A 21,248-nucleotide genomic window follows, 5' to 3' on the forward strand; every position below is an offset into this window, starting at 1 on the left:
CGGTGATCATTTGAAGGCGACGTTATTCAGACGGATCAGGCCATCGGGGTTGGGCACGAAGCCCGTCAGGTTGCTGCGCATGGCGATGATCCGCGGATCGAAATACAGGTAGCTGGTCGGCACGTCATCGGCGAGGACACGCAAGGCTTCGAAGTACAGGGCCTGACGCTGTGTCTGATCGTTAACGGTACGTGCCTTGTTCAGCAGTTCGTCGAGTTTCGGGTTGCAGAAGTGGCCGTCGTTCTGGCCGCCCTTGCAGGTCACGAACTGGTGAATGTCGCCATCCGGGTCGGGCCGACCGGACCAGGCATTCATGCTGATCTGGAAGTTGCCGGCCTGTTGTTCATTGAGCAACGTGGCGTATTCGGTCGCGATCAGATTGACCTTGAAGCCTGCTTCCTCGGTCATGGCCTGAACGATCTGGCCGACTTGCTGAGCGATGGGGTTGTTGGCGACCTTCAGCTCAACACTGACCGGGGCTTTTACGCCTGCTTCGGCCAGCAGCTTCTTGCTCGCCTCGACATCCCGGGCAGGAACCGGCAGGTCTTTGTCGTAATACGGACTGTTTTTCGGGAAAGGCTGCGCGCTCGGTGCATACAGACCTTCGAACACCACCTGATTGAGCGCATCGCGGTCGATCGCCAGTTCGAAGGCCTTGCGTACGCGCTTGTCCTTGCCCAGCGGATTGTTGGCCTTTTCGCCATTGCCGATGTTGTACATCAGTTGCATATAGCCCAGCCCTGGTGTGCTGAACACCTGAACATGGCTGTCGGCCTTGGCGGTTTTCACGTCGGTGGGCGCCACCCGTTCGATGATGTCCAGATCACCCGAGCGCAGGTTGGCCAGACGCACCGAAGTGTCGGGAATCGGCAGGAAAATCACCTTGTCGAAGTGATAGGCCTGCTTGTTCCAGTAATTGTCGAAACGCTCCAGAACGATGCGGTCCTGCTGCACGCGCTGGACGAATTTATAGGGCCCGGAGCACACCGGTCTGGCGCTGAAGTCGGTGGCCGCTGCCTTGGGCGCGAGCATCATCCCGGCACGGTCCGACAGTTGCGAAATCAGCGTGGCGTCGGCTTGCCTGACCTTGATCGCCACGGTTTTGGCATCGATGACCTCAACGCTTTCCACCGACGCCAGTTCGCTCTTGCGCAGCGAGTCGGGCAGGGCGCGGGCGCGGTCGAGATTGAACTTTACGGCGGCGGCGTCAAAGACTTCGCCGTCGTGGAAGGTCACGCCCTCGCGCAGGGTCATGGTCAGGGTTTTGCCATCCTCGCTCCAGTTCCACGCCGTGGCCAGTTGCGGCACGTAGGTCAAGTCGGGGCTGACGTCCACCAGCTTGTCGCACAGGGCGGTGTACACCAGGCGTCCCGAGTAGGTGCGCGAGCGATGCGGGTCCAGCACGTCGGGATCGTCCTGAATGCCGATGCGCAGCGTGGTGTCGGCAAACGCCGAGTTCGCAGCAAGCAGCAACAACGCGGTTGTCATCAGTGGGGCGAACTTCATGGCTGACTCTCCAGAGAAAGGGCTTGATGGCTTTTGAACAGGTTCAGGCGCTGGCTGTAGGCGGCGCTGGGCGTGGGCACGATTAGCGAACCGGCACCGGCATTGGCGATTTCGCGCCAGTAGTGGCAGGCGACCTGACGCCCCGGCTCGACGGTTTCGAAGGCGGGTTTGAGTTCGCGACACAGCGCCTTGGCGTGGGGGCAGCGGGTGTGAAAACGGCAGCCTGACGGCGGCTTGCTCGGGCTCGGCATGTCGCCGCCGAGCAGCGGACGAGGGCGTCGCAGGTCAGGATGGCTAACCGGCACTGCGGCCATCAGCGCTTGTGTATAAGGATGAAAGGGGGTTTCGAACAGCGCGTTGACCGGCGCCAGCTCAACGATTTCGCCAAGGTACATCACCGCCACCCGATCACTCATGTGACGTATCACTGCCAGCCCATGGGCCACGATTAGCAGCGTCAGGCCGAACTGATGCTTAAGGTCCTCAAGCAGGTTGACCACTTGCGCCTGCACCGACACGTCCAGCGCCGAGACCGGCTCGTCGCCGAGAATCAGCCGAGGTTCGGAGGCCAGGGCGCGGGCGATGCCGATACGCTGACGCTGGCCACCGGAAAATTCATGGGGGAAGCGGCTGCCATGCTCAGGCGCCAGGCCAACGGTGCGCAGCAGCTCGGCGACCTTGTCCTGTCGTGCGCTGCGCGAATCGTCGCGGTGCAGCCAGATTGGCTCGCCGATAATCGACTCTACGCTCATGCGCGGGTTCAGTGAGGCAAACGGGTCCTGAAAGATGATTTGCAGATCACGCCGCACCTGACGCAGCTTGTCGGCGGGCAGGTTGCCCAGATTGCGGCCTTCGTAAATCACATCGCCAGCCGTGGGCTTGAGCAGGTTCAGCAGCACGCGGCCCAAGGTCGATTTACCGGAGCCTGATTCGCCCACCAGCGCCAGCGTTTCGCCGCGCCGTACCGCCAGTGAGACCTCATTGACAGCCTGCACCGGCGGCTTTTTGCGCTGAAAAAGTCCGGCTTCGCTGTGGAAGTGTTTGCTGACCGCGATGCTTTCCAGAATCGGACTTTCCAAGGGGGCTGCATCGGCGATGGTGCTGACGGGTGTGTTCATGCGCTGACTCCCAGATGCTGTTCCAGTGGCGCACGAATGCACGCCGCGAAGTGACCCGCGGAGATTTCCAGCAGCGGCGGTCGGGCTTCGCGACAGGCTGCAATAACGAACGGACAGCGACTGGCGAAGCGACAGCCGCTGGGCATTTGCGCGGGCGTCGGCACGCGGCCATTGATCGTCGCCAGGCGGCCTTCCCGCGGCCCCACCGATGGCATCGAGCCCATCAGGCCGATGGTGTAAGGGTGCTGCGGGTCGTCGAACAGGGTCTTCACCGAAGCGCTTTCGACGACGCGACCGGCGTACATCACCATCACCTCGTCGGCGACTTCGGCGACCACGCCCAGGTCGTGCGTGATGAGGATCATCGAGGTGCCGGTCTCGGCCTGCAGGCTGGCCACCAGTGCAAGAATCTGTGCCTGAATGGTCACGTCCAGCGCCGTCGTGGGTTCGTCGGCGATGATCAGTGCTGGGTCGTTGGCCAGCGCCATGGCGATCATCGCGCGCTGGCGCATGCCGCCGGACAGTTCGTGGGGGTAGGCGTCCAGACGCTGAAGGGCATCGGGCACGCGGACCTTTTCCAGCATCAGCAGCGCGCGCTGCCGTGCGGCACTGGCGGACAGGCCCTGATGACGGATCACGCTTTCGGCGATCTGCTCGCCGATGGTGAACACCGGGTTGAGCGAGGTCATCGGCTCTTGAAAGATCATTGCCATGCGGTTGCCACGCACATCGAGCAGGCGTTCATCGGACATGCCCAGCAGCGGCTCTTCCAGCAGGCTCGAAGCGCTGGCCTGGACCTTGGCGGTGTCCGGCAGCAGGCCCATGAGCGCCATGGAGGTCACGCTCTTGCCGCAGCCGGATTCGCCGACGATGGCCAGTGTCTTGCCTGGGTGGATGGAGAACGAAACGCCGTCGACCACGTTGGCCGGGGCATCCTTGAAGCGCACGGTCAGGTCGCTCACGCTCAGTACGGCGTGGGACTGATTACGAGGGGTGTCACTCATACGCTGGCCTCGAGGTCTTGTTGAATGACGTGGTCCAGGGCCTGCTGCAAGGCGCGCAAATGGCCACGCATGGCAGTGGCGGCCTTGACCGGGTCGCGGGTTTCGATGGCACTGACGATGTCGTCGTGATCGTGGCTGTAGGTGTCCAGACGGTCGGCATTGCGTGCGCGTTGGCGCAGGTCGCGCCAGGCGGGATCCAGGCGAATGGCGTCGAGCATTTCAAAGATGTCCAGCATCAGCCGGTTGCCTGCGGCTTCGGCAATGCCACGGTGCAGCGCGCTGTCCCACAGCTCAATGCCCTCGGCGTCGATCTCGGTGGCGTGCTGCTGACGCGTGGTGCGTTCGGTCAGGCGGCGCAGGATCGCCATTTGCTCCCCGCTGGCCCGCAGCGCAGCGAGGGACGCCAGCGCTGGTTCCAGATACAGGCGCGCTTCCATGACCTCGCTGAAATTGGTTCGGCTGGACAGCTTGGCAAAACTCATCGATGCGCTGGGCGGAGTCGGCCCGACGAAGGTGCCTTTGCCCTGGCGACGCCAGATCTGCCCTTCGGCCTCAAGCACCGACAGAGCCCGGCGAATGGCTCGGCGACTTACACCGAAATCCACCGCCAGTTCACGTTCGGTAGGCAATGCCCGCTGGGGAAATGCCGCATGTTGCGCGACCATCTGGCGTAAGGCATCCAGGGCCATTTTCGACGAATTGTCGTGGAGCGCTTCAGTCTCGAACCTTTCCATCGTGGTCTCTCGTGACAGATGAAAACAGGACGCCGCTCGTGATCGCGGCTATTAAGGGGCGATATCGGAAGGGTGCAATAGCGATGCCAATTTAAATTGGTTCGGCGGTGGGCCAGGCAATTTGTCGGGCTTAGAGGAGCGCATTGGCACATTGCGGGCCAATTGCCAATGGTTCAGGAGGTTGGTTCGCGGGATTAAGAGGGGATTGGTTCGGGGATTAAGCGCACCAATTTTTTGAAGATGTTACTTGCATGCCTGTTTATGGTTCGGGTGCATGGTTACGGGGCGGCAGCTCGGCAAGGGCAGCCGCCGCTGTGGAGGCGGCTTGCTTACCAAGAGATCGGTGGATGCAGAGCCGCGTTGGGGTTTGAAGTCAATCTTCGTGAGCAAGCTCACTCCCGCAACAGGACCTACATGCAGCCCGGAATCGAGACTGGCAAGTAATCTGCGGGAATGAGCCCGCTCACGACAGGGCCGTTCGAATCGCAGCCTCTTCGGGGGACGAAGGTGACGCCTCGTGAGCAAGTCCATCTCATCAGCCGACCGCACCTGTCCTCAGATGCTTAATCCCACTGCGGCGCGAGACTTGCAGGGCTGGTCAGGCGGTGCGCACGATCAAGCGCGGCGATTTGCTTCATGTCGTCGTCGCTGAGTGTGAGGTCCACAGCCTTGAGATTGCTCTCCAGATTGGCCCGTTTGGTGGAGGACGGGATGACCGAATAGCCCAGTTGCATCGCCCAGGCCAGCGTCACCTGTGCCGGCGTTGCATCGTGACGCCTGGCAATCTGCTCGATGACCGGGTCTTTCAGCACTTCGCCCACGGCCAGGGTCATGTACGAAGTGATCTTGATCCCTTGCTGTCTGGCAAAGTCGGCAACGACGCGGTTTTGCAGATAGGGGTGCAGTTCGATCTGGTTGGTGGCGATATTCTGCGCACCTACTGCCTCGATTGCTTCCTTCATCAGCGCGATGGTGAAGTTCGACACGCCGATTTCACGGGTCAGGCCCTGTTTCTTCGCCTCAAGCAGAGCGCCCATGAATTCGGCGACCGGCACCTTGCCACCTGGCGATGGCCAGTGAATGAGGGTCAGGTCGACGTGATCGGTTTTTAGCTTCGTCAGGCTTTCCTTGAGGCTGGGGATCAGCTTGTCGGCGGCGAAATTATCGGTCCAGATCTTGGTGGTGATGAACAGCTCATCGCGTGGAACGCCGCTCTGCCCGATGGCGATGCCGACCTCGGCCTCGTTGCCGTAGATCTGTGCGGTGTCGATGACGCGATAGCCCAGTTCCAGGCCGTTGCTGACCGAGTCGATGACGACCTGGTCTTTCAAACGGAAGGTGCCAAGACCAAATGCAGGAACAGTCATTAAGTACTCCAGTACGCAGGTTGAAAATGTTCGGCCCCTCATTGCGTTTGGGTCCCGAAGAAAATGGCGATCAATCGGAATTTCGACCGTAAATCCTAAGCAGCGCTGGAGGGTAGAGCGATGGCAGTGAGTGTTCGTTCAGTTGGATTGAGGCCGATGCCCAGACGCCCGGGCTGTCCCGTTGGCACCCAGAATCCGCCAACGGATGTCGCCCGTTGTTCAGGCGTGCCCGTCCTTCTTCACGAAATGCTTGTGCATGTCTGCGGTCAGGACTTCGACGCGTTCAGTCAGGACCTTGGTCATTTCGGTCAGGCGGGTATTCTGTTCCAGCAGTTCAAGCATCTGTGCGGTGTTTTGCGCGGCACTTGCCATGCGCTCTTCGTTGGCCACTGCCAAGGCTTCGCGATGTTGTGCATCGGCATCGGATGTGGCCTTGTCCCGGGCAGCCTGACGGGTCTGGGCCAGCAGAATGAGCGGCGCGGCGTAGGCCGATTGCAGGCTGAATGCCAGATTCAGGAGGATGAAAGGGTAGAGGTCGAACGTCACCAGGCCACTCAGGTTGGCACCCACCCATAGCAGCACGAGCAGGGTTTGTGCTCCAAGGAAGGTGGGTGTGCCGAAGAAACGCGCGAAGGCTTCGGCCTTCAGAGCAAAAGCGTCGCTGCCAAAAGTGGGCGCCAGGTGCGCATGGAGTTTATGAAAGCGCATGTGATCGACTTTCACAGGCTTGGCGGGTGCGGTTGTGTCGGTGGCAGTGGTTTCGGGGGTGACAGCGGGCATGGGCCATTCTCGCAGGTTAAAGACTTTCACCTACTATAGGCCCACGCTCGCAGGCTTTGTACTGAGCTGCGGTGAATGCGTGATGACCCACAGCGCAGAGGTCAGTCCTGCTGCTCGGGGTACAACGGCTTGGAGCGATGCATGATGTTGGCGTAGTCGTACACGTACTGACGGCCTGCGTGGCTAGTCATGCGCAGACAATCGATCAGTTGTCGCTCTTTTTTGTTCAGGTATCTCAACTCTTTCTGGTCACTGGACTTGAGGCGATCGCGTTCATGGGCGTCAGGAAAGGTGATGACGTTCGTCATGAAATATCTCCTTGGTTAAATCCGTGTGCCCGGTTCCATGTCCGGGTTTATTGCTTGTCGTGTGACCTCGCACCTTACCCACAAAAAGTCTGACCCATCAACCCTGCAAATGATTAACAGATCACAGTACACGCGTGACTTCGAACGATTGGCGACTGCCATTGACGCTGATTTGCAGCTCATCGCCTTCGAGCTTGCCAAGCAGATTTTGCCCCAAGGGCGCGCGCGGGGTGATGACCGTGATCAGCGTGTCATCGAGATAAACCTTCAGGCCCGCCGCATCCGGGCCGAGAAACAGGTGCTGCGCCACGCCCTTGCCCGACTCAAGGACGATCAGGTCTCCCGACTGAATGCCGCGCGTCTGATCGAATGGCTTGAGGCCGAGCTGCCGATACAGGCTCAGCGACTGACGAATTTCCTCCACGCGACGCGCTTGGCCGGCCGCCAGATAGGAGGCCTCAAGACCCAGGGTGTCGTACTTGTTCTCGGCAATGTTTTCTTCATGCGTCGCCGTTTCGTAGGCGGTTTGCGCGGCACGAATGGCGACGTCCAGATCGATGTCGAGTTTTTCGATGATCCGTTGCAGGACCTGTTGCTTGTTCATGAGTGCGGCATATCTCGTCAAATGAATCAACCGCAGAACTGATAGATCGCCGCGCGGCTTTTTTCGCTTGGGGCGGTCTGGTTCTGCTGCATCCAGAACTGGCATTTTGGCCCGTTGAAACTGCGCTGCCGGTCGGCCTCTTCGGCTTTCTGAGCCTGACGGGTCTCGCTGTCACGCAGGATCTGCCGGTACTGATCAAACATCGAGTTGTCACTCTCAGGCTTTGCTTTGCCTGTCGGCGGGGTGATCAATTGCGCAGCGGCGTTATTCAGGGCCTGGGTCTGTTCGGCAGGCAGGGCCTTGTAGACCAACCAGCCGGTGAGCACGACAGCCAGGCATCCCAGCCAGATGCCAGCGGCAATGGACAACGCCAATTTCAGCGGACGCAGCGTGGCGGACAATTCGCGATGTTTGACGTACATGGCAGACTCCAGGCTTGCACAGTGTCGGTGGCCGCGATTGTCGCACGACCAGCGCTGGTGATTCAGTGCTGTTATGACGGACAATCCGTTTTTTTGAACATCCTCAGGGAGCCCCGATGAAAGCCTCTTGGGATATTTTCTGCACCGTTGTAGATAATTTCGGCGATGTCGGCGTGACCTTTCGCCTGGCCCGACAGTTGGTCGCCGAACACGACCTGCAGGTGCGCCTTTGGGTCGATGATCTTTCGGCCTTCGCGCGTCTGTGCCCCGGCGCCGATGCGCAGGCCGAACAGCAATGGCATGACGGCGTTCAGGTGTGTTCCTGGCCTGAAGACTGGCAACCGGCCGAGCCTGCCGATGTGGTCATCCAAGCCTTCGCCTGTCACCTGCCAGCGGCGTATATAGAAGCCGTTCAAGCGTGCAACCCCCGCCCGTTGTGGCTGAACCTGGAATACCTTAGCGCAGAGGAGTGGGTCACCGGGTGCCACGGCCTGCCGTCGCTGCAATCGAGTGGTGTTAAAAAGTTCTTCTTCTTTCCGGGGTTCAGAACTTCAACCGGGGGCTTGTTACGTGAAGCCGGGCTGATCGACCGACGCCACGCCTTTGAGCGCAACCTTTCTGCACGACAGGCGTTTCTCGCCGACCTGAGCATTTATCCACAACCTGGCGCACGCCTGATCTCGTTGTTCGCCTACGAACACGCAGGCTTGGGCTCGTGGCTGGCATATCTGGCTCAGGATGCAGAACTCACTCACCTGCTCGTGCCTGAAGGACGTGTCATTGGCGACGTCGAGCGCTGGCTTGACGTAGAGGGTTTACGGGCCGGGGCGGTGCACGTGCGTGGCGCGCTGACGATTCAGGTGCTGCCGTTCGTGCGTCAGGAAGATTACGACCGGTTGCTCTGGTGTTGCGCTTTCAACGTAGTGCGTGGCGAAGATTCGTTCGTACGCGGGCAATGGGCTGGTCGTCCGTTGATCTGGCACATCTACGAGCAGGACGACGACGCCCATTGGGCCAAGCTCGATGCCTTTCTGGAGTTGTATCTGGCAGGACTTTCAGACGCAGCCGGGCAGGCCCTGATCGAGGTCTGGCGTCACTGGAATGCCGGACAGGACATGACGCAAAGCTGGAGCGCGCTGGAAATACACCGTAGCGAACTGGCGCTTCATGCCGAACGCTGGTGTCTGGAACGCGCCTTGCAGGATGATCTGACGACTGCGCTGGTACAGTTTCACCGGAATTGGCTATGATACGCGGCCTTGTAGTAAGCCCTGTACGAAAAGTGGCTTTTCGTACAGGGCTTAGTAAGTACTTCAATCCAAATTCGGATACTCGTAATGAAAACTGGTAAAGAGCTGAAACCCGGTACCGTGATCAAGCTGGAAAAAGATCCTTGGCTGGTTCAGAAGGCCGAATTCACCAAGTCGGGCCGTAACAGCGCGATCATGAAGACCAAGCTGAAAAACCTGCTGACCGGCTACAAGACCGAGATCGTCTACAGCGCTGACGACAAGCTGGAGGACGTGATTCTGGACCGTAAGGAAGCCACCCTGTCTTTCATCAGCGGTGACACCTACACGTTCATGGACACCACCGACTACACCATGTACGAGTTGAACGCTGAAGACATCGAAGCCGTTCTGCCTTTCGTTGAAGAAGGCATGACCGACGTCTGCGAAGCCGTGTTCTTCGAAGAACGTCTCGTGTCCGTAGAGCTGCCGACCACCATCGTACGCGTCGTCGACTACACCGAAGGTTCCGCGCGTGGCGACACGTCGGGCAAGGTCATGAAGCCTGCCAAGCTGAGCAACGGTACTGAGCTGCAAGTGGCCGACTTCATCGAAATCGGTGACAAAATCGAGATCGACACTCGTGAAGGCGGTTCCTACAAAGGCCGTGCTAAATAAGCACTGCTGCTGTAACGCCAGATACGAAAAAGCCCGACCATCGAGTCGGGCTTTTTTGTGGGCGCCGGGTTTAGGGCCGCTGCTGCAGGGGCCAGCCGGCTTGCGTTCATCAAGACCGGGCTGACCCATGAGGGTCGAGCCGGTGCGATTCACGCTGACTGCAAATGGACCTTCAACGCCCGCGCCGCCTGCTGGATGGCCGACCGTACTCGGGACTGACTGGCCACATTGAGCAGCCCGTAGTGTCGCCATGTTGCCGCCGACACGGTTACTCGCCACTGCAACCACGCTCCACCCACAGGGCAAGCAACGACCCCGCCATGATCTTGCCGGATATGTTCATCTCCAGCATTGCGGGAGGATCAGACAGTCACGTGCAGACGAACCTCAACGTTGCCACGGGTAGCGTTGGAGTAAGGGCAGACGTTGTGAGCCGCTTCGACCAGTGCTTGAGCATCAGCTTGCTCCAGGCCCGGCAGGTTCACGTGCAGGTCGATGTCCAGGCCGAAACCGCCGGGAATCTGACCAATGCCGACATGCGCCGTGATCGAGGTGTCTGCCGGGATGCTGCGCTTGCTCTGGCTGGCGACGAATTTCAGTGCGCCGATGAAACAGGCCGAATAACCGGCAGCGAACAGTTGTTCAGGGTTGGTGGCTTCACCACCTGCGCCACCCATTTCTTTTGGGGTGGCGAGTTTCACGTCGAGAATCTTGTCGCTGGAAACAGCACGGCCATCTCGGCCACCGGTGGCGGTTGCGACTGCGGTATAGAGCGCTTGCATGGTATTTCCTCGTTTGATGATGTGGTTCTGGAATAAATAATCAGCGCTAAAATTTAGTGCGCCAAACAGTTGAAGCGAAATGTACTGCGCTAATATCTTGCGCGCAAGTTAAATTTCAAAAGGCTTGAAGTCGGAGATCAAAAAAGCCGGCAACGCGCCGGCTTGGTAGGGAGAAGGGCGTGCTCAAAGACTGGCGTGCAGGTTGCCGCGCAAACTCAGAAGGCTCTTTTGTAAGGCTTGCAGCTGCTCGACCGTCATTCCGGTCGCTGCAAGGATGCACTGCGGGATGCTTTGGGCCTTCTTGTGCAAGGCTTTGCCTTGTTCGGTCAGGTGTAGCAGCACGACGCGCTCGTCCTCCTTGCTGCGGGTGCGGCGGATCAGGCCTTCGGTTTCCAGGCGCTTGAGCAGTGGCGTCAGGGAGCCGGGGTCCGTCAGCAGACGCGTGCTGACCTCTCCGACAGTCATACCTTCTTCTTCCCACAAGACCAGCATGGCCAGGTATTGCGGGTAGGTCAGGTTCAGTTCCTGAAGCAGTGGTTTGTAAACCTTGGTCATCATCAATGACGTCGAATACAGGGCAAAACACAACTGGTTATCCAGCAGCAGGTTTTCGCAGCTACCTGCGCCTGCAGTGATGGAGCTATCGACGGTGTTCATTGAAGCGTCCTCAGTAAAGCGGAATTCGCGATTAATTTAGTGTCCTTGCCTTTAATGCACCAGACAATTCAGCAATAGGCCCCTCGCGGTGCTCTCTGTCGATGAAGCAGGCGGGCCTGTGGACACGTTTCGTGAATCGACGAATCACGATTCGTTGTCTGTTATTGCTCCTTTGCAGATTTCCTCAATTGGCCTGACTGCGTAGCATGGGCGCAGGATCAAATAGAGGACCGCATGTGATCGTTGATGTCGTGATGTACTTGCTGCTGGGGGCTGCCATGGGCACCTTGGGCGGGCTGTTCGGAATTGGTGGCGGGCTGGTTGCGATCCCGGCATTGGGCGTGCTTTTCGGTCTGGACCAGCAACTGGCCCAAGGAACAGCGCTGCTGATGGTATTACCCAATGTTCTGTTGGCGCTATGGCGCTACCACCAGCGCAACCGGATTTCGGTGCGCAACGCGATGATGCTGATCGTGCCGAGCTTCGTGGCTTCCTGGCTGACCTCGATGTGGGCGGTGCGCGTCGAAGCCCAGAACATGCGCATTGGCTTCGTGGGTTTTCTGATCGTGCTGACATTGTTCAACCTGATCCAGATGTACTGGCATAAAGGCAATGCCGGCGCTGAGTTGCGTCACGGTAGATGGCTATGGGTCCTGGGACTGGGTTCGGGTATCACCGCGGGTCTGTTCGGCGTCGGTGGCGGCGTGATCGCGACACCGATTCTGACCGGCATCTTCGGCGCCACGCAAGTGGCTGCCCAGGGTCTGGCGCTGGCGTTGGCGGCGCCGGCCACGGTGATCACGCTAACCACTTACGCACTGCATGGCCACGTGAACTGGCTGATGGGCATCCCGCTGGCGATCGGGGGGCTGGCCAGCATCAGTTGGGGTGTCGCGCTGGCCCACAGTCTGCCGGAGCGTAGGCTGCGTTCGCTGTTCTGCGTGTTTCTGGTGTTCTGCGCGATCATGCTGTGCTTCAGGCTTTGATGCTGCCTAGCGCTTGAAACCCTCGGCAATGTGTTCTGCCAGGCATTCGGTGATCGGCGAAGGATTGTTTGGGTTGCGCAGCAGTACGATGCTCGCCGACGGCAACTGTGGCAGGCCCTCTGACTCACCCAGAACCCGCAGGTCCGAGGTTATCAGGCTTTCCAGTTGTGCGGTCACCGCCAGCCCTGCGCTGACCACGGCCATGATCGCCGACAGGCTGGCGCTGGTGTACGCCACTCGATAATCACGCCCTGACGCGTCCAGCGCGTGGGTGGCCCATAACCGGCAAAAACAATCGTTATTGAACATCGCCAGAGGAACTGGCGTCTGTTCATGTGGGCAAAATCCCACGGCCTCGGCCCATACGAAGCGCTCCTGACGCAGGATCTGTCCGATTTCCATGCCCGGCTCGCGAGTGATGATACTCAGGTCCAGATCCTGGCGCAGCAGCAACTGCGCGGACGATTCGCAATGCACTTCCACCTGGATCAATGGATAGACCTGAGAGAAACGCGACAGGATGTCCGGCAGAAAACGCATGACGTAATCGTCCGGCGTGCCGATCTTCACCGTGCCGACCATATGGGGCTCGCGCAGGGTATTGAACACCTCACTGTGCAGCTTGAGGATGCGCCGGGCATAACCCAACAGCACTTGTCCCTCGGCAGTCAGGTTCAAGACCCGGCCTTGCCTTTGGAACAACGGGCGTTGCACCACGTCGTCTTCCAGCCGCTTCATCTGCATGCTGACCGCAGACTGCGTACGGTTGACCACCTCGCCTGCCCTGGTGAATCCACCTTGGTCGGCGATTGCGACAAAGGTGCGCAACAGTTCGCTGTCGATACTCGGGTAAGTGGCCATCGCATCAATCTCCTAGATGCATTCCATAAGAAACATTCGTTGGATTGATCTTAAGCCCGGGTAGAGAATCGCGCCATCCCACATGGAGGGCGCATGATGAAAAATCAAAAAGGCTTTGTATGGGGGCTGAACCCCCTGTCCCGCTACGCTTTTCCAAAGCGCGCGTTGGCTGCGTTAACCCGGCAGATAGCGCGTTGGCACAAGCTTTATCACCAGCGTGTGGAGCTGGCCAGCTTAAGCGACGACGCGCTCAAGGACATCGGGTTGAGCCGCGCCGACGTCTATGAAGAAACGGAGCGTCCTTTCTGGTACGACCCGATCAAGCGCTGACAGGACGCCGTGTGATCAGGTAGTTTTGCGCTTCGACCAGGAGGTCCTGATGCCCGCAGAACTCCCCATTCAACACACAATATCTATCAAGCAGGCCCGTCGTCTGGCGCTTTGCGCCCAGGGATTTCATGGCCGGCAGCCGCCTGCGAAGATTACATCCCGGCATGTCACGCAATTGATCGAGCGCTTGGGCGTGTTGCAGATCGATTCGGTCAACGCGCTGGTGCGCTCGCATTATCTGCCGCTGTATTCGCGCCTGGGCAACTACCCGCAAAAGTTGCTGGATCAGGCGGCCTGGAGTAAGGGGCGACAGCGCAAACTGTTCGAATACTGGGGGCATGAGGCATCGTTGTTGCCGATCGATTTATACCCGCTGATGCGTTGGCGCATGCAGCGAGCGTCCCAGGGCCAGGGCATTTATCAGCAGATGGCCAAATTCGGTCGCGAACAGCAACCGACCATTGCCCGCGTGCTGCGGGCAGTCCGTGAGCAAGGCGCGCTGGGCGCAGGCACCCTCAATACGCGGCAGGAGCGCGCGGGCCCCTGGTGGGATTGGAGCGCGGAGAAAATTGCGTTGGAATGGCTCTTTGCAGCCGGGGAATTGACAGTCGCCGGGCGTCGAGGGTTCGAGCGCCTGTATGACTTGCCGGAGCGGGTATTGCCAGCCGCCATCATCGATCACCCGCCGCTTGCTGAAGCCGATGCCCAGCGTGGTCTGCTGCTGCACGCGGTCAAGGCACTGGGCGTGGGCACTGAAAAGGACATTCGCGATTATTTTCGCCAGGATCCCGCACCGGCCAGGTCGGGCTTGGCTGAGTTGCTGGAGCAGGGGGCAATTCAACGTGTGCACGTGCAAGGCTGGAGGCAGCCTGCATACGTTTTGCCGGAATTCAAAGTGCCGCGCAACGTCACCGCCAGTGCCTTGCTGTCGCCGTTCGACTCACTGATCTGGGAGCGTGCGCGCACGGAGCGGTTGTTCGATTTTCGCTACCGGCTGGAAATCTACACCCCTGCCCACAAGCGTGTTTACGGTTATTACGTGCTGCCTTTTCTGCATCACGAGCGCATAGCCGCGCGTATCGATCTGCGTGCGGAACGGACAGCGGGGCGGCTGGCGGTGCATGCCGTACACGAAGAACAGCCGGGGCTGGATGAGGAGGGCATGTACGCGCTGGCCGCAAACGTGCGCCAACTCGCGGACTGGTTGGGCTTGCCTGAGGTGCTGATCAACTGCCAGCGTGTCAGCGGGGCAAGGTTACGAACGGCGTTCGTAAGTGCGGGGTTACAGCTTCTGTGATTGCCCTGCCACGTCATGGGCTGCCACTGATGCACATGCGCTTGCCCGCGATAAGTCGTTGCAGTCGACAGTCATCGCTCGGCTGACACGATGTTCGCGGGCAAGCGTTGCTACCGTTTTTTAGCGGCGCACTTGCTTCAACGTTTCGGCGATCAAAAACGCCAGCTCCAGCGACTGATCTGCGTTCATCCGTGGATCACAATGGGTGTGGTAGCGGTCCGACAAGCCGTCTTCGGTGATCGGACGCGCGCCGCCGATACACTCGGTGACATTCTGCCCGGTCATTTCGATGTGAATGCCGCCAGCGTATGTGCCTTCTGCCCGATGGACCTGGAAGAACTGCTTCACTTCGCCAAGAATCTGCGCGAAGTCGCGGGTCTTATAGCCACTGCTGGCCTTGATCGTGTTGCCATGCATCGGGTCGGAGCTCCACAACACCTTCTTGCCTTCGCGCTCTACCGCCCGAATCAGGCCGGGCAGGTGATCACCGACCTTGTTCGCCCCCATCCGGGCGATCAGGTTCAAGCGCCCAGGGTCGTTGTCCGGGTTAAGGATATCGATCAGGCGAATCAGGTCGTCGGTATTCATACTCGGACCAACTTTCACGCCGATCGGGTTTTTCACCCCGCGCAGAAACTCGACATGCGCGCCGTCCAGTTGACGTGTGCGGTCGCCGATCCAGAGCATGTGCGCCGAGCAGTCGTAGAAATCGTTGGTCAGGCTGTCACGGCGCACGAAGGCTTCTTCGTAATTGAGCAGCAAGGCCTCGTGTGCGGTGAAGAAGCTGGTTTCGCGCAGTTGCGGCGAGGTGTCCATGCCGCAGGCGCGCATGAATGCCAGGGTTTCATCGATGCGATTGGCCAGTTGACTGTACTTGTCCGACAGCGCGGAGCCTGCGATGAAGTCCAGGTTCCACTGATGCACCTGGTGCAGATCGGCAAAGCCGCCCTGCGCGAATGCGCGCAGCAGATTCAGTGTCGCTGTGGACTGGTGGTAGGCCTGCAATAGGCGGTCCGGGTCCGGTACACGGCTTTTCTCGTCAAAACCGATACCGTTGATGATGTCGCCGCGGTAGGCGGGCAAGGTCACCCCGTCCACGGTCTCGTCGTTCGAAGAGCGAGGTTTGGCGAATTGACCGGCCATGCGCCCGACCTTGACCACCGGGCAGCCTGCGGCGAAGGTCATGACGATCGCCATCTGCAGCAGCACCTTGAAGGTGTCGCGAATTTTCGCGGCGGAGAACTCGAAGAAGCTCTCGGCGCAATCGCCGCCTTGCAGCAGAAACGCGCGACCCTCGGTGACCTCGGCAAACTGGCGACGCAACTCCCGCGCTTCACCGGCGAACACCAGTGGCGGATAACCGGCCAGCGTCTGCTCGACACGCCGCACATGCGCGGCGTCAGGGTATCGGGGTTGTTGCTGTATGGGCAGGCTCCGCCAGCTGTCGGGGCTCCAGGTTTGGCTCATGGTGAACTCTGTGTGAACGCGATCGGGCGGCCATGGTAGCAGTTCATTTCGATAATTTGCGTGACCTGCGGGGGGCGCCTGGCCGACAATCCGCGTTTCCCGAAGTGGACCTGCATGTGCTCGATGCCACTGAGCTACTCCGCAACGCAGGCTATTGTGGCAGCGAATTCATTCGCGATTGGCCGGCAGGCAATGCCTCATCATCGTCTGTAGAGCACTTCGCGATGAATTCGTCCTCTATAGCGTTAGCCCCAACAGCGAACAATGGCAAGAGAACAGCAATGACCGAGGAGCGTGTAGAGCGCGTGCTGGCTGAAGTTCACGATGACTTTGGCGTGATCCGCGTGCTGGAAGTGGAGGATTACCGCTTTCTTGAATTCGGCGATGCCATCGAGCAGAGCTGCACGTTCACCGCCGATCCAGCATGGCTGGAGTATGACTACACCCGCGCCATGCTGATCGGCGCGCTGTGCCATGAGGCACCGCAAAGCGCATTGTTCATGGGGCTGGGCGCTGGCACACTGACCCAGGCGTGCCTGAAGTTTCTGCCTCTGGATGACGTCGAAGCCATCGAACTGCGTGCGGACGTGCCACGTCTGGCCATGGAATACATGGGCCTGTCTGATGACCCGAGGCTGTACATCCGTATCGGCGACGCGCTGGATTTACTGCCGACGGCCGAAAGTGCCGACCTGATCTTCGTTGACCTTTATAACGATACCGGTCCGGCAGTGGGGCATCTGGCGTGGGGCTTTCTGGAAAAGTGCCAGCAGCGGCTGAACCCGGGCGGCTGGCTGATCATCAACCAATGGGCCTCGGACGACGGCAAACCACTGGGTGCAGCATTGCTGCGTGGCCTGTATCACCGCCACTATTGGGAGCTGCCGGTGAAGGAGGGCAACGTGATTCTCATCGTGCCTGCCGACCTGGACCAAATGCTCGACAAGGATGCGCTGATTGCGCGTGCTGAGGTCCTTGCGCCGCAATTGGGTTACTCGCTGTTGCCGCTGATCAGGGCTGTGCGTCCGGCGAGCTGAGCGGCGAGTTCAGCGCCCGCTGGTCTCATTGGACGAGCGTCCATAAGGACTCTTTAGATGAATCGTTTAAGCTCTGAGCGTCAGGCATACCGGGCTCCCGGAAACTGGCCAGCGGCACGGGTTTGCGCGAAGCCTGTGGCAGATGGCCGCAAGGTGTCCTTTAGCTGAAAAAAATCCTCACTTTTTTCAGCAATTCCGGTATAGTGCGCGCCGGCCTTTCATAGGGCCCTCGTCACGGTATGGGTTTGCGAAGCCTTCTTCACAAGCCGGTTCGGTTACGAACTACCCTTGACGATCCATTCATCAATACGTTTTCGCAAATCCCCGCCGACAAAGCAGCCAGGGTGACTCTAGGGTCTTACACGGCACGCGCAGCTTTGAAGCATGGGTCTTTGCGGATGCACTCAGAGGCAGACCCATGACCCAGGAAACCGGCGGCTTCGCCGCTTTTAATCTTAATCCGAATATTCTTGCTGCCGTCGCCGCGACGGGGTACGAAGAGCCTTCGGCTATTCAGCAGCAGTCGATCCCGATCATCATGGCTGGCCAGGACATGATCGGCCAGGCACAGACCGGTACCGGTAAAACCGCCGCGTTCGCCCTGCCAATCCTGCATCGCATCGACCCGGCCAAGCGCGAGCCGCAAGCCCTGATTCTGGCGCCAACCCGTGAGTTGGCGTTGCAAGTAGCAACCGCTTTCGAAACCTACGCCAAGCAAATGCCGGGCGTTACCGTCGTTGCGGTCTACGGCGGCGCGCCGATGGGCCCACAACTGAAAGCCATCCGTAACGGCGCTCAGATCGTCGTCGCTACCCCGGGCCGTCTGTGTGACCACCTGCGTCGTGACGAAAAAGTGCTGGCGACCGTGAACCACCTGGTTCTCGACGAAGCCGACGAAATGCTCAAACTCGGTTTCATGGACGATCTGGAAGTCATCTTCAAGGCACTGCCAGCAACCCGTCAGACCGTTTTGTTCTCGGCCACCCTGCCGCAGTCGATCCGGGCGATTGCCGAGCGCCATCTGCGTGATCCGCAGCACGTCAAGATCCAGACCAAGACTCAGACCGTCACTGCGATCGAGCAGGCTCACCTGCTGGTTCACGCTGACCAGAAGACTTCTGCCGTTCTGAGTCTGCTGGAAGTCGAAGATTTCGACGCCCTGATCATGTTCGTACGCACCAAGCAGGCCACTCTGGATCTGGCAAGCGCGCTGGAAGCCAAAGGCTACAAGGCCGCTGCGCTGAACGGCGACATCGCCCAGAACCAGCGTGAGCGCGTCATCGACTCGCTCAAGGACGGTCGTCTGGACATCGTTGTTGCGACCGACGTCGCTGCCCGTGGTCTGGACGTTCCGCGCATCACTCACGTTTTCAACGTGGACATGCCGTACGATCCTGAGTCCTACGTTCACCGTATTGGCCGTACCGGTCGTGCCGGTCGCGAAGGTCGTGCGTTGCTGCTGGTAACACCGCGTGAGCGCCGCATGCTGCAAGTGATCGAGCGTGTGACCGGTCAGAAGGTCGCCGAAGTTCGCCTGCCGGATTCGCAAGCGGTTCTCGATGCCCGCATCAAGAAACTGACCAACAGTCTGTCGCCGCTGGTTGCCGATGCTGAAGCGAGCCATGGTGAGTTGCTGGACCGTCTGACTGCTGACATCGGTTGCACCCCGCGTGCACTGGCTGCCGCGCTGCTGCGCAAGGCCACCAACGGTCAGGCACTGACCCTGGCTGCCATCGAGAAGGAACGTCCACTGGTGCCGAACAGCGCGCCGCGTGGCGATCGTGCTGATCGTCCATCGGGCGACCGTCCTGATCGTGGTGATCGTGAGCGTCGCGCACCGATGCCGCTGGCTGAAGGCCGCGCTCGCTGCCGTACTGCGTTGGGTGCCCGTGATGGCATCGCTGCCAAGAACCTGCTGGGCGCCATCCTCAACGAAGGCGGCCTGGCTCGCGAAGCCATCGGCCGCATCCAGGTACGTGACAGCTTCAGTCTTGTCGAGCTGCCGGAAGATGGCCTCGAGCGTCTGCTGGCCAAGCTGAAAGACACTCGCGTTGCCGGCAAGCAGCTTAAGCTGCGTCGTTATCGCGAAGACTGATCGGCAGCTGAGCTGATCGTCTGAATAAAAAATCCCCGACTGGTTCGGGGATTTTTTTTGGCTGGGATTTGGTTGCTTATCAAGCTACAAAACAGTCATGGACTTCCTATCTGCAAAGGCCACGTATTCGAGAGATTTTTTCCAGACTGCTCATGAAGCAGGATCGTTGGGGAGCCTTCTACGAAAAAGCGGCTACTCCTATTCCAAAGGATCTTTCAAGTCGTCATCAAACTTCACAGCCCTCTGCCGTCCTTCGGGATGGACCAGCGACACACTGGTTCGGGTTCGCTGGATTTCGTCCACGCTGCCCATGAGCCGCGGCACTCCTTGCCTCATCCAGCTTAGGGTCGGGGAAATTGCCGGGTGCATGAAACGTGGTCAACGATGCCGCTGTAACCCGATATCGCAGCGCTTCAAGCCGCTGGCAGAGGGCCTCTGAGCTTCACTCAACCAAATCGGTAAATATCCATCCCCAGTGCGCCCAGGGTGAAACCCTGGTGTGCCACGCTGAATTTACCCCCTGCGCCGCGGGCGAAATACAGCGGCAGCAGATGCTCGTCGGAAGGATGGTTGCGTGCGGCACTTGGCGCTTGGCGGCGATAGTCGTGCAGCGCGTCCTCATCGTCGGCGGCGAGGTGTTCGACCATCCAGTCGCGGAAAGCCAACGCCCACGGCTCGACGCTTTCCGGCCCGGCGTGCCAGTCCAGCTCACGCAGGTTGTGGGTGATACTGCCGGAGCCGATGATCAGCACGTCTTCCTTACGCAAGCTGCGCAGGGCCTGGCCTACACGTGTCTGCAAGGCAGGGCCCATGCGCGAAGGCAGTGAAATCTGTACGACTGGAATATCGGCATTGGGGTACATCAAGGAAAGCGGCACCCAAACCCCGTGGTCGAAAGGCCGGCGGCCATCCATGCGGGCGGGCAGGTCGGCGGCTGCAAGCATTTCCATTACACGCCGTGTCATTTCCGGTTCGCCCGGCGCAGGGTATTGGACAGCAAACAGCGCCGCAGGAAAGCCGCCGAAGTCGTGCCAGGTTTCCGGCTGTGGGTTGCCGTTGACCAGCAGGTCGTTACTTTCCCAGTGCGCCGAAACGATCACGATGGCCTTCGGCCGCGGCAGTTCTGCCGCCAGATGTGCCAGTGCCGGGCCGCTCGGGCCGGGTTCCAGCGCGAGCATCGGTGAGCCATGAGATATGAACAGGCTGGGGAACATGTTGGTTGTCCTGAGCATTAAGATACGGGTCATGATCAGTCAGATCATCAATCGCAATCTAATATAAGTTTTCGTGCCCTTTGATCGAAGAATCAGGAGTTTTTATGGAGCCAGAGTTTTGGCATGAACGCTGGGCGATCAATCAGATTGGCTTCAATCAATCAGAGGTGAGTCCGTATCTGATGGCGCTGTGGCCCGAGTTGAAGGTGCAACCGGGTGCGCGGGTGTTCGTACCTTTGTGCGGCAAAACCATCGACCTGCACTGGCTTCTGCGTCAAGGTCTGCAGGTGGTGGGCGTTGAGCTTTCAGAAAAAGCCGTCGCTGCGTGGTTTAGCGAAAGTGGCTTGACGCCCTCTATCGAGGAGCGTGGCAGCTTCAACGTCTACCGCCACGAGGCCTGCGAGATCTGGTGTGGTGATTTTTTCGCGCTCAAGGCCCGCGACATTGGTGAATGTAGCGCTTTCTATGATCGGGCGGCGCTGATCGCATTGCCTGCGCAGATGCGCTGGCAGTATGTCGGACAGATCAATCGGTTAATGGCCAAGGACGCTTGCGGTCTGTTGATCACGCTGGAGTACGAACAAATGCAGGTCGCCGGGCCGCCTTTTTCAGTGGATGAAAATGAGGTACAGCAGTTGTTGTCTGTGCAGTGGCGACTGAAAAAAGTGAGTGAGTGGGACGTGCTTGAGCAGAGCGAGAAATTCAAAAAGGCTGGCGCTGCACGTCTGATAGAGGGCGCTTATCGTATGTATCGACGTTGACTTCGATCCTG

The 21,248-nt window shown here is 59.4% G+C and carries 22 protein-coding genes; 8 read left to right on the top strand and 14 right to left on the bottom strand.

The window, feature by feature from the left end:
• Nucleotides 1-6: 6 nt before the first annotated feature.
• From EC915_RS08350 to EC915_RS08390, 9 genes are all read right to left on the bottom strand, one after another.
• On the bottom strand, nt 7-1,506 hold the full coding sequence (locus tag EC915_RS08350) for an ABC transporter substrate-binding protein (RefSeq protein WP_133750050.1): 1,500 nt from the start codon (nt 1,504-1,506) through the stop codon (nt 7-9).
• Nucleotides 1,503-2,624: an ABC transporter ATP-binding protein gene (locus tag EC915_RS08355; RefSeq protein ID WP_133750051.1), complete on the bottom strand. Its 1,122-nt coding sequence runs from the start codon at nt 2,622-2,624 to the stop codon at nt 1,503-1,505. Before EC915_RS08355 ends, EC915_RS08350 begins: the two co-directional genes overlap by 4 nt.
• Entirely contained in the window at nt 2,621-3,628 is a 1,008-nt protein-coding gene (locus tag EC915_RS08360) for an ABC transporter ATP-binding protein (protein WP_133750052.1), read from the bottom strand. Before EC915_RS08360 ends, EC915_RS08355 begins: the two co-directional genes overlap by 4 nt.
• Nucleotides 3,625-4,362 carry a FadR/GntR family transcriptional regulator gene (locus tag EC915_RS08365; protein WP_133750053.1) on the bottom strand — a complete coding sequence of 246 codons (738 nt, stop codon included), beginning with the start codon at nt 4,360-4,362 and terminating at the stop codon, nt 3,625-3,627. The genes EC915_RS08360 and EC915_RS08365 overlap by 4 nt, the downstream gene beginning before the upstream one ends.
• Nucleotides 4,363-4,925: 563 nt before the next feature.
• On the bottom strand, nt 4,926-5,729 hold the full coding sequence (dkgB, locus tag EC915_RS08370; protein ID WP_133750054.1) for a 2,5-didehydrogluconate reductase DkgB: 804 nt from the start codon (nt 5,727-5,729) through the stop codon (nt 4,926-4,928).
• A gap of 219 nt (nt 5,730-5,948) precedes the next feature.
• The gene (locus EC915_RS08375; protein ID WP_256658689.1) at nt 5,949-6,437 is read right to left on the bottom strand and encodes a DUF1003 domain-containing protein; all 489 of its coding nucleotides are present in this window, start codon (nt 6,435-6,437) and stop codon (nt 5,949-5,951) included.
• Nucleotides 6,438-6,610: 173 nt separating this feature from the next.
• Nucleotides 6,611-6,817: a hypothetical protein gene (locus EC915_RS08380; protein WP_133750056.1), complete on the bottom strand. Its 207-nt coding sequence runs from the start codon at nt 6,815-6,817 to the stop codon at nt 6,611-6,613.
• A gap of 121 nt (nt 6,818-6,938) precedes the next feature.
• A complete protein-coding gene (locus EC915_RS08385) occupies nt 6,939-7,421 on the bottom strand; it encodes a transcription elongation factor GreAB (RefSeq protein ID WP_133750057.1) in 483 nt (160 codons plus the stop codon).
• A 26-nt stretch (nt 7,422-7,447) separates the two neighbouring features.
• Nucleotides 7,448-7,843, bottom strand: a complete 396-nt coding sequence (locus EC915_RS08390; protein WP_133750058.1) for a hypothetical protein — start codon at nt 7,841-7,843, stop codon at nt 7,448-7,450.
• A 116-nt stretch (nt 7,844-7,959) separates the two neighbouring features.
• Here EC915_RS08390 and earP point away from each other — a divergent pair, with 116 nt between their 5' ends.
• Nucleotides 7,960-9,093 carry an elongation factor P maturation arginine rhamnosyltransferase EarP gene (gene earP / locus EC915_RS08395; RefSeq protein ID WP_133750059.1) on the top strand — a complete coding sequence of 378 codons (1,134 nt, stop codon included), beginning with the start codon at nt 7,960-7,962 and terminating at the stop codon, nt 9,091-9,093.
• A gap of 87 nt (nt 9,094-9,180) precedes the next feature.
• Nucleotides 9,181-9,750: an elongation factor P gene (locus tag EC915_RS08400; protein WP_133750060.1), complete on the top strand. Its 570-nt coding sequence runs from the start codon at nt 9,181-9,183 to the stop codon at nt 9,748-9,750.
• Nucleotides 9,751-10,112: 362 nt separating this feature from the next.
• Here EC915_RS08400 and EC915_RS08405 read toward each other — a convergent pair whose 3' ends face one another.
• The gene (locus EC915_RS08405) at nt 10,113-10,532 is read right to left on the bottom strand and encodes an organic hydroperoxide resistance protein (protein ID WP_133750061.1); all 420 of its coding nucleotides are present in this window, start codon (nt 10,530-10,532) and stop codon (nt 10,113-10,115) included.
• 183 nt (nt 10,533-10,715) lie between these two features.
• Entirely contained in the window at nt 10,716-11,189 is a 474-nt protein-coding gene (locus EC915_RS08410) for a MarR family winged helix-turn-helix transcriptional regulator (RefSeq protein ID WP_133750062.1), read from the bottom strand.
• 254 nt (nt 11,190-11,443) lie between these two features.
• Here EC915_RS08410 and EC915_RS08415 point away from each other — a divergent pair, with 254 nt between their 5' ends.
• On the top strand, nt 11,444-12,175 hold the full coding sequence (locus tag EC915_RS08415) for a sulfite exporter TauE/SafE family protein (protein WP_133750172.1): 732 nt from the start codon (nt 11,444-11,446) through the stop codon (nt 12,173-12,175).
• Nucleotides 12,176-12,181: 6 nt separating this feature from the next.
• On the opposite strand, the gene EC915_RS08420 is transcribed toward EC915_RS08415, so the two are convergent.
• The gene (locus tag EC915_RS08420) at nt 12,182-13,036 is read right to left on the bottom strand and encodes a LysR substrate-binding domain-containing protein (protein WP_133750063.1); all 855 of its coding nucleotides are present in this window, start codon (nt 13,034-13,036) and stop codon (nt 12,182-12,184) included.
• 93 nt (nt 13,037-13,129) lie between these two features.
• Here EC915_RS08420 and EC915_RS08425 point away from each other — a divergent pair, with 93 nt between their 5' ends.
• Together EC915_RS08425 and EC915_RS08430 are read left to right on the top strand one after the other, a co-directional pair.
• Nucleotides 13,130-13,366: a DUF1127 domain-containing protein gene (locus EC915_RS08425; protein WP_305955383.1), complete on the top strand. Its 237-nt coding sequence runs from the start codon at nt 13,130-13,132 to the stop codon at nt 13,364-13,366.
• 49 nt (nt 13,367-13,415) lie between these two features.
• A complete protein-coding gene (locus tag EC915_RS08430) occupies nt 13,416-14,663 on the top strand; it encodes a winged helix-turn-helix domain-containing protein (RefSeq protein ID WP_133750064.1) in 1,248 nt (415 codons plus the stop codon).
• Nucleotides 14,664-14,783: 120 nt separating this feature from the next.
• Here the strand turns inward: EC915_RS08430 and EC915_RS08435 are convergent, their stop codons facing one another.
• On the bottom strand, nt 14,784-16,130 hold the full coding sequence (locus EC915_RS08435; protein ID WP_133750065.1) for a class II 3-deoxy-7-phosphoheptulonate synthase: 1,347 nt from the start codon (nt 16,128-16,130) through the stop codon (nt 14,784-14,786).
• 281 nt (nt 16,131-16,411) lie between these two features.
• On the opposite strand from EC915_RS08435, the gene EC915_RS08440 reads away from it, so the two are divergent.
• The gene (locus EC915_RS08440; RefSeq protein WP_133750066.1) at nt 16,412-17,167 is read left to right on the top strand and encodes a spermidine synthase; all 756 of its coding nucleotides are present in this window, start codon (nt 16,412-16,414) and stop codon (nt 17,165-17,167) included.
• Between the two features lie 418 nt (nt 17,168-17,585).
• The gene (locus EC915_RS08450; RefSeq protein WP_133750067.1) at nt 17,586-19,262 is read left to right on the top strand and encodes a DEAD/DEAH box helicase; all 1,677 of its coding nucleotides are present in this window, start codon (nt 17,586-17,588) and stop codon (nt 19,260-19,262) included.
• A 446-nt stretch (nt 19,263-19,708) separates the two neighbouring features.
• Here EC915_RS08450 and EC915_RS08455 read toward each other — a convergent pair whose 3' ends face one another.
• Nucleotides 19,709-20,476: a class III extradiol ring-cleavage dioxygenase gene (locus tag EC915_RS08455; RefSeq protein WP_133750174.1), complete on the bottom strand. Its 768-nt coding sequence runs from the start codon at nt 20,474-20,476 to the stop codon at nt 19,709-19,711.
• 104 nt (nt 20,477-20,580) lie between these two features.
• Between EC915_RS08455 and EC915_RS08460 the strand changes: the two genes are divergently transcribed.
• The gene (locus EC915_RS08460; protein ID WP_133750068.1) at nt 20,581-21,237 is read left to right on the top strand and encodes a thiopurine S-methyltransferase; all 657 of its coding nucleotides are present in this window, start codon (nt 20,581-20,583) and stop codon (nt 21,235-21,237) included.
• The last annotated feature ends 11 nt before the right edge of the window (nt 21,238-21,248 follow it).

This window comes from Pseudomonas sp. LP_7_YM, from assembly GCF_004364435.1.
Classification (GTDB): Bacteria; Pseudomonadota; Gammaproteobacteria; order Pseudomonadales; family Pseudomonadaceae; genus Aquipseudomonas.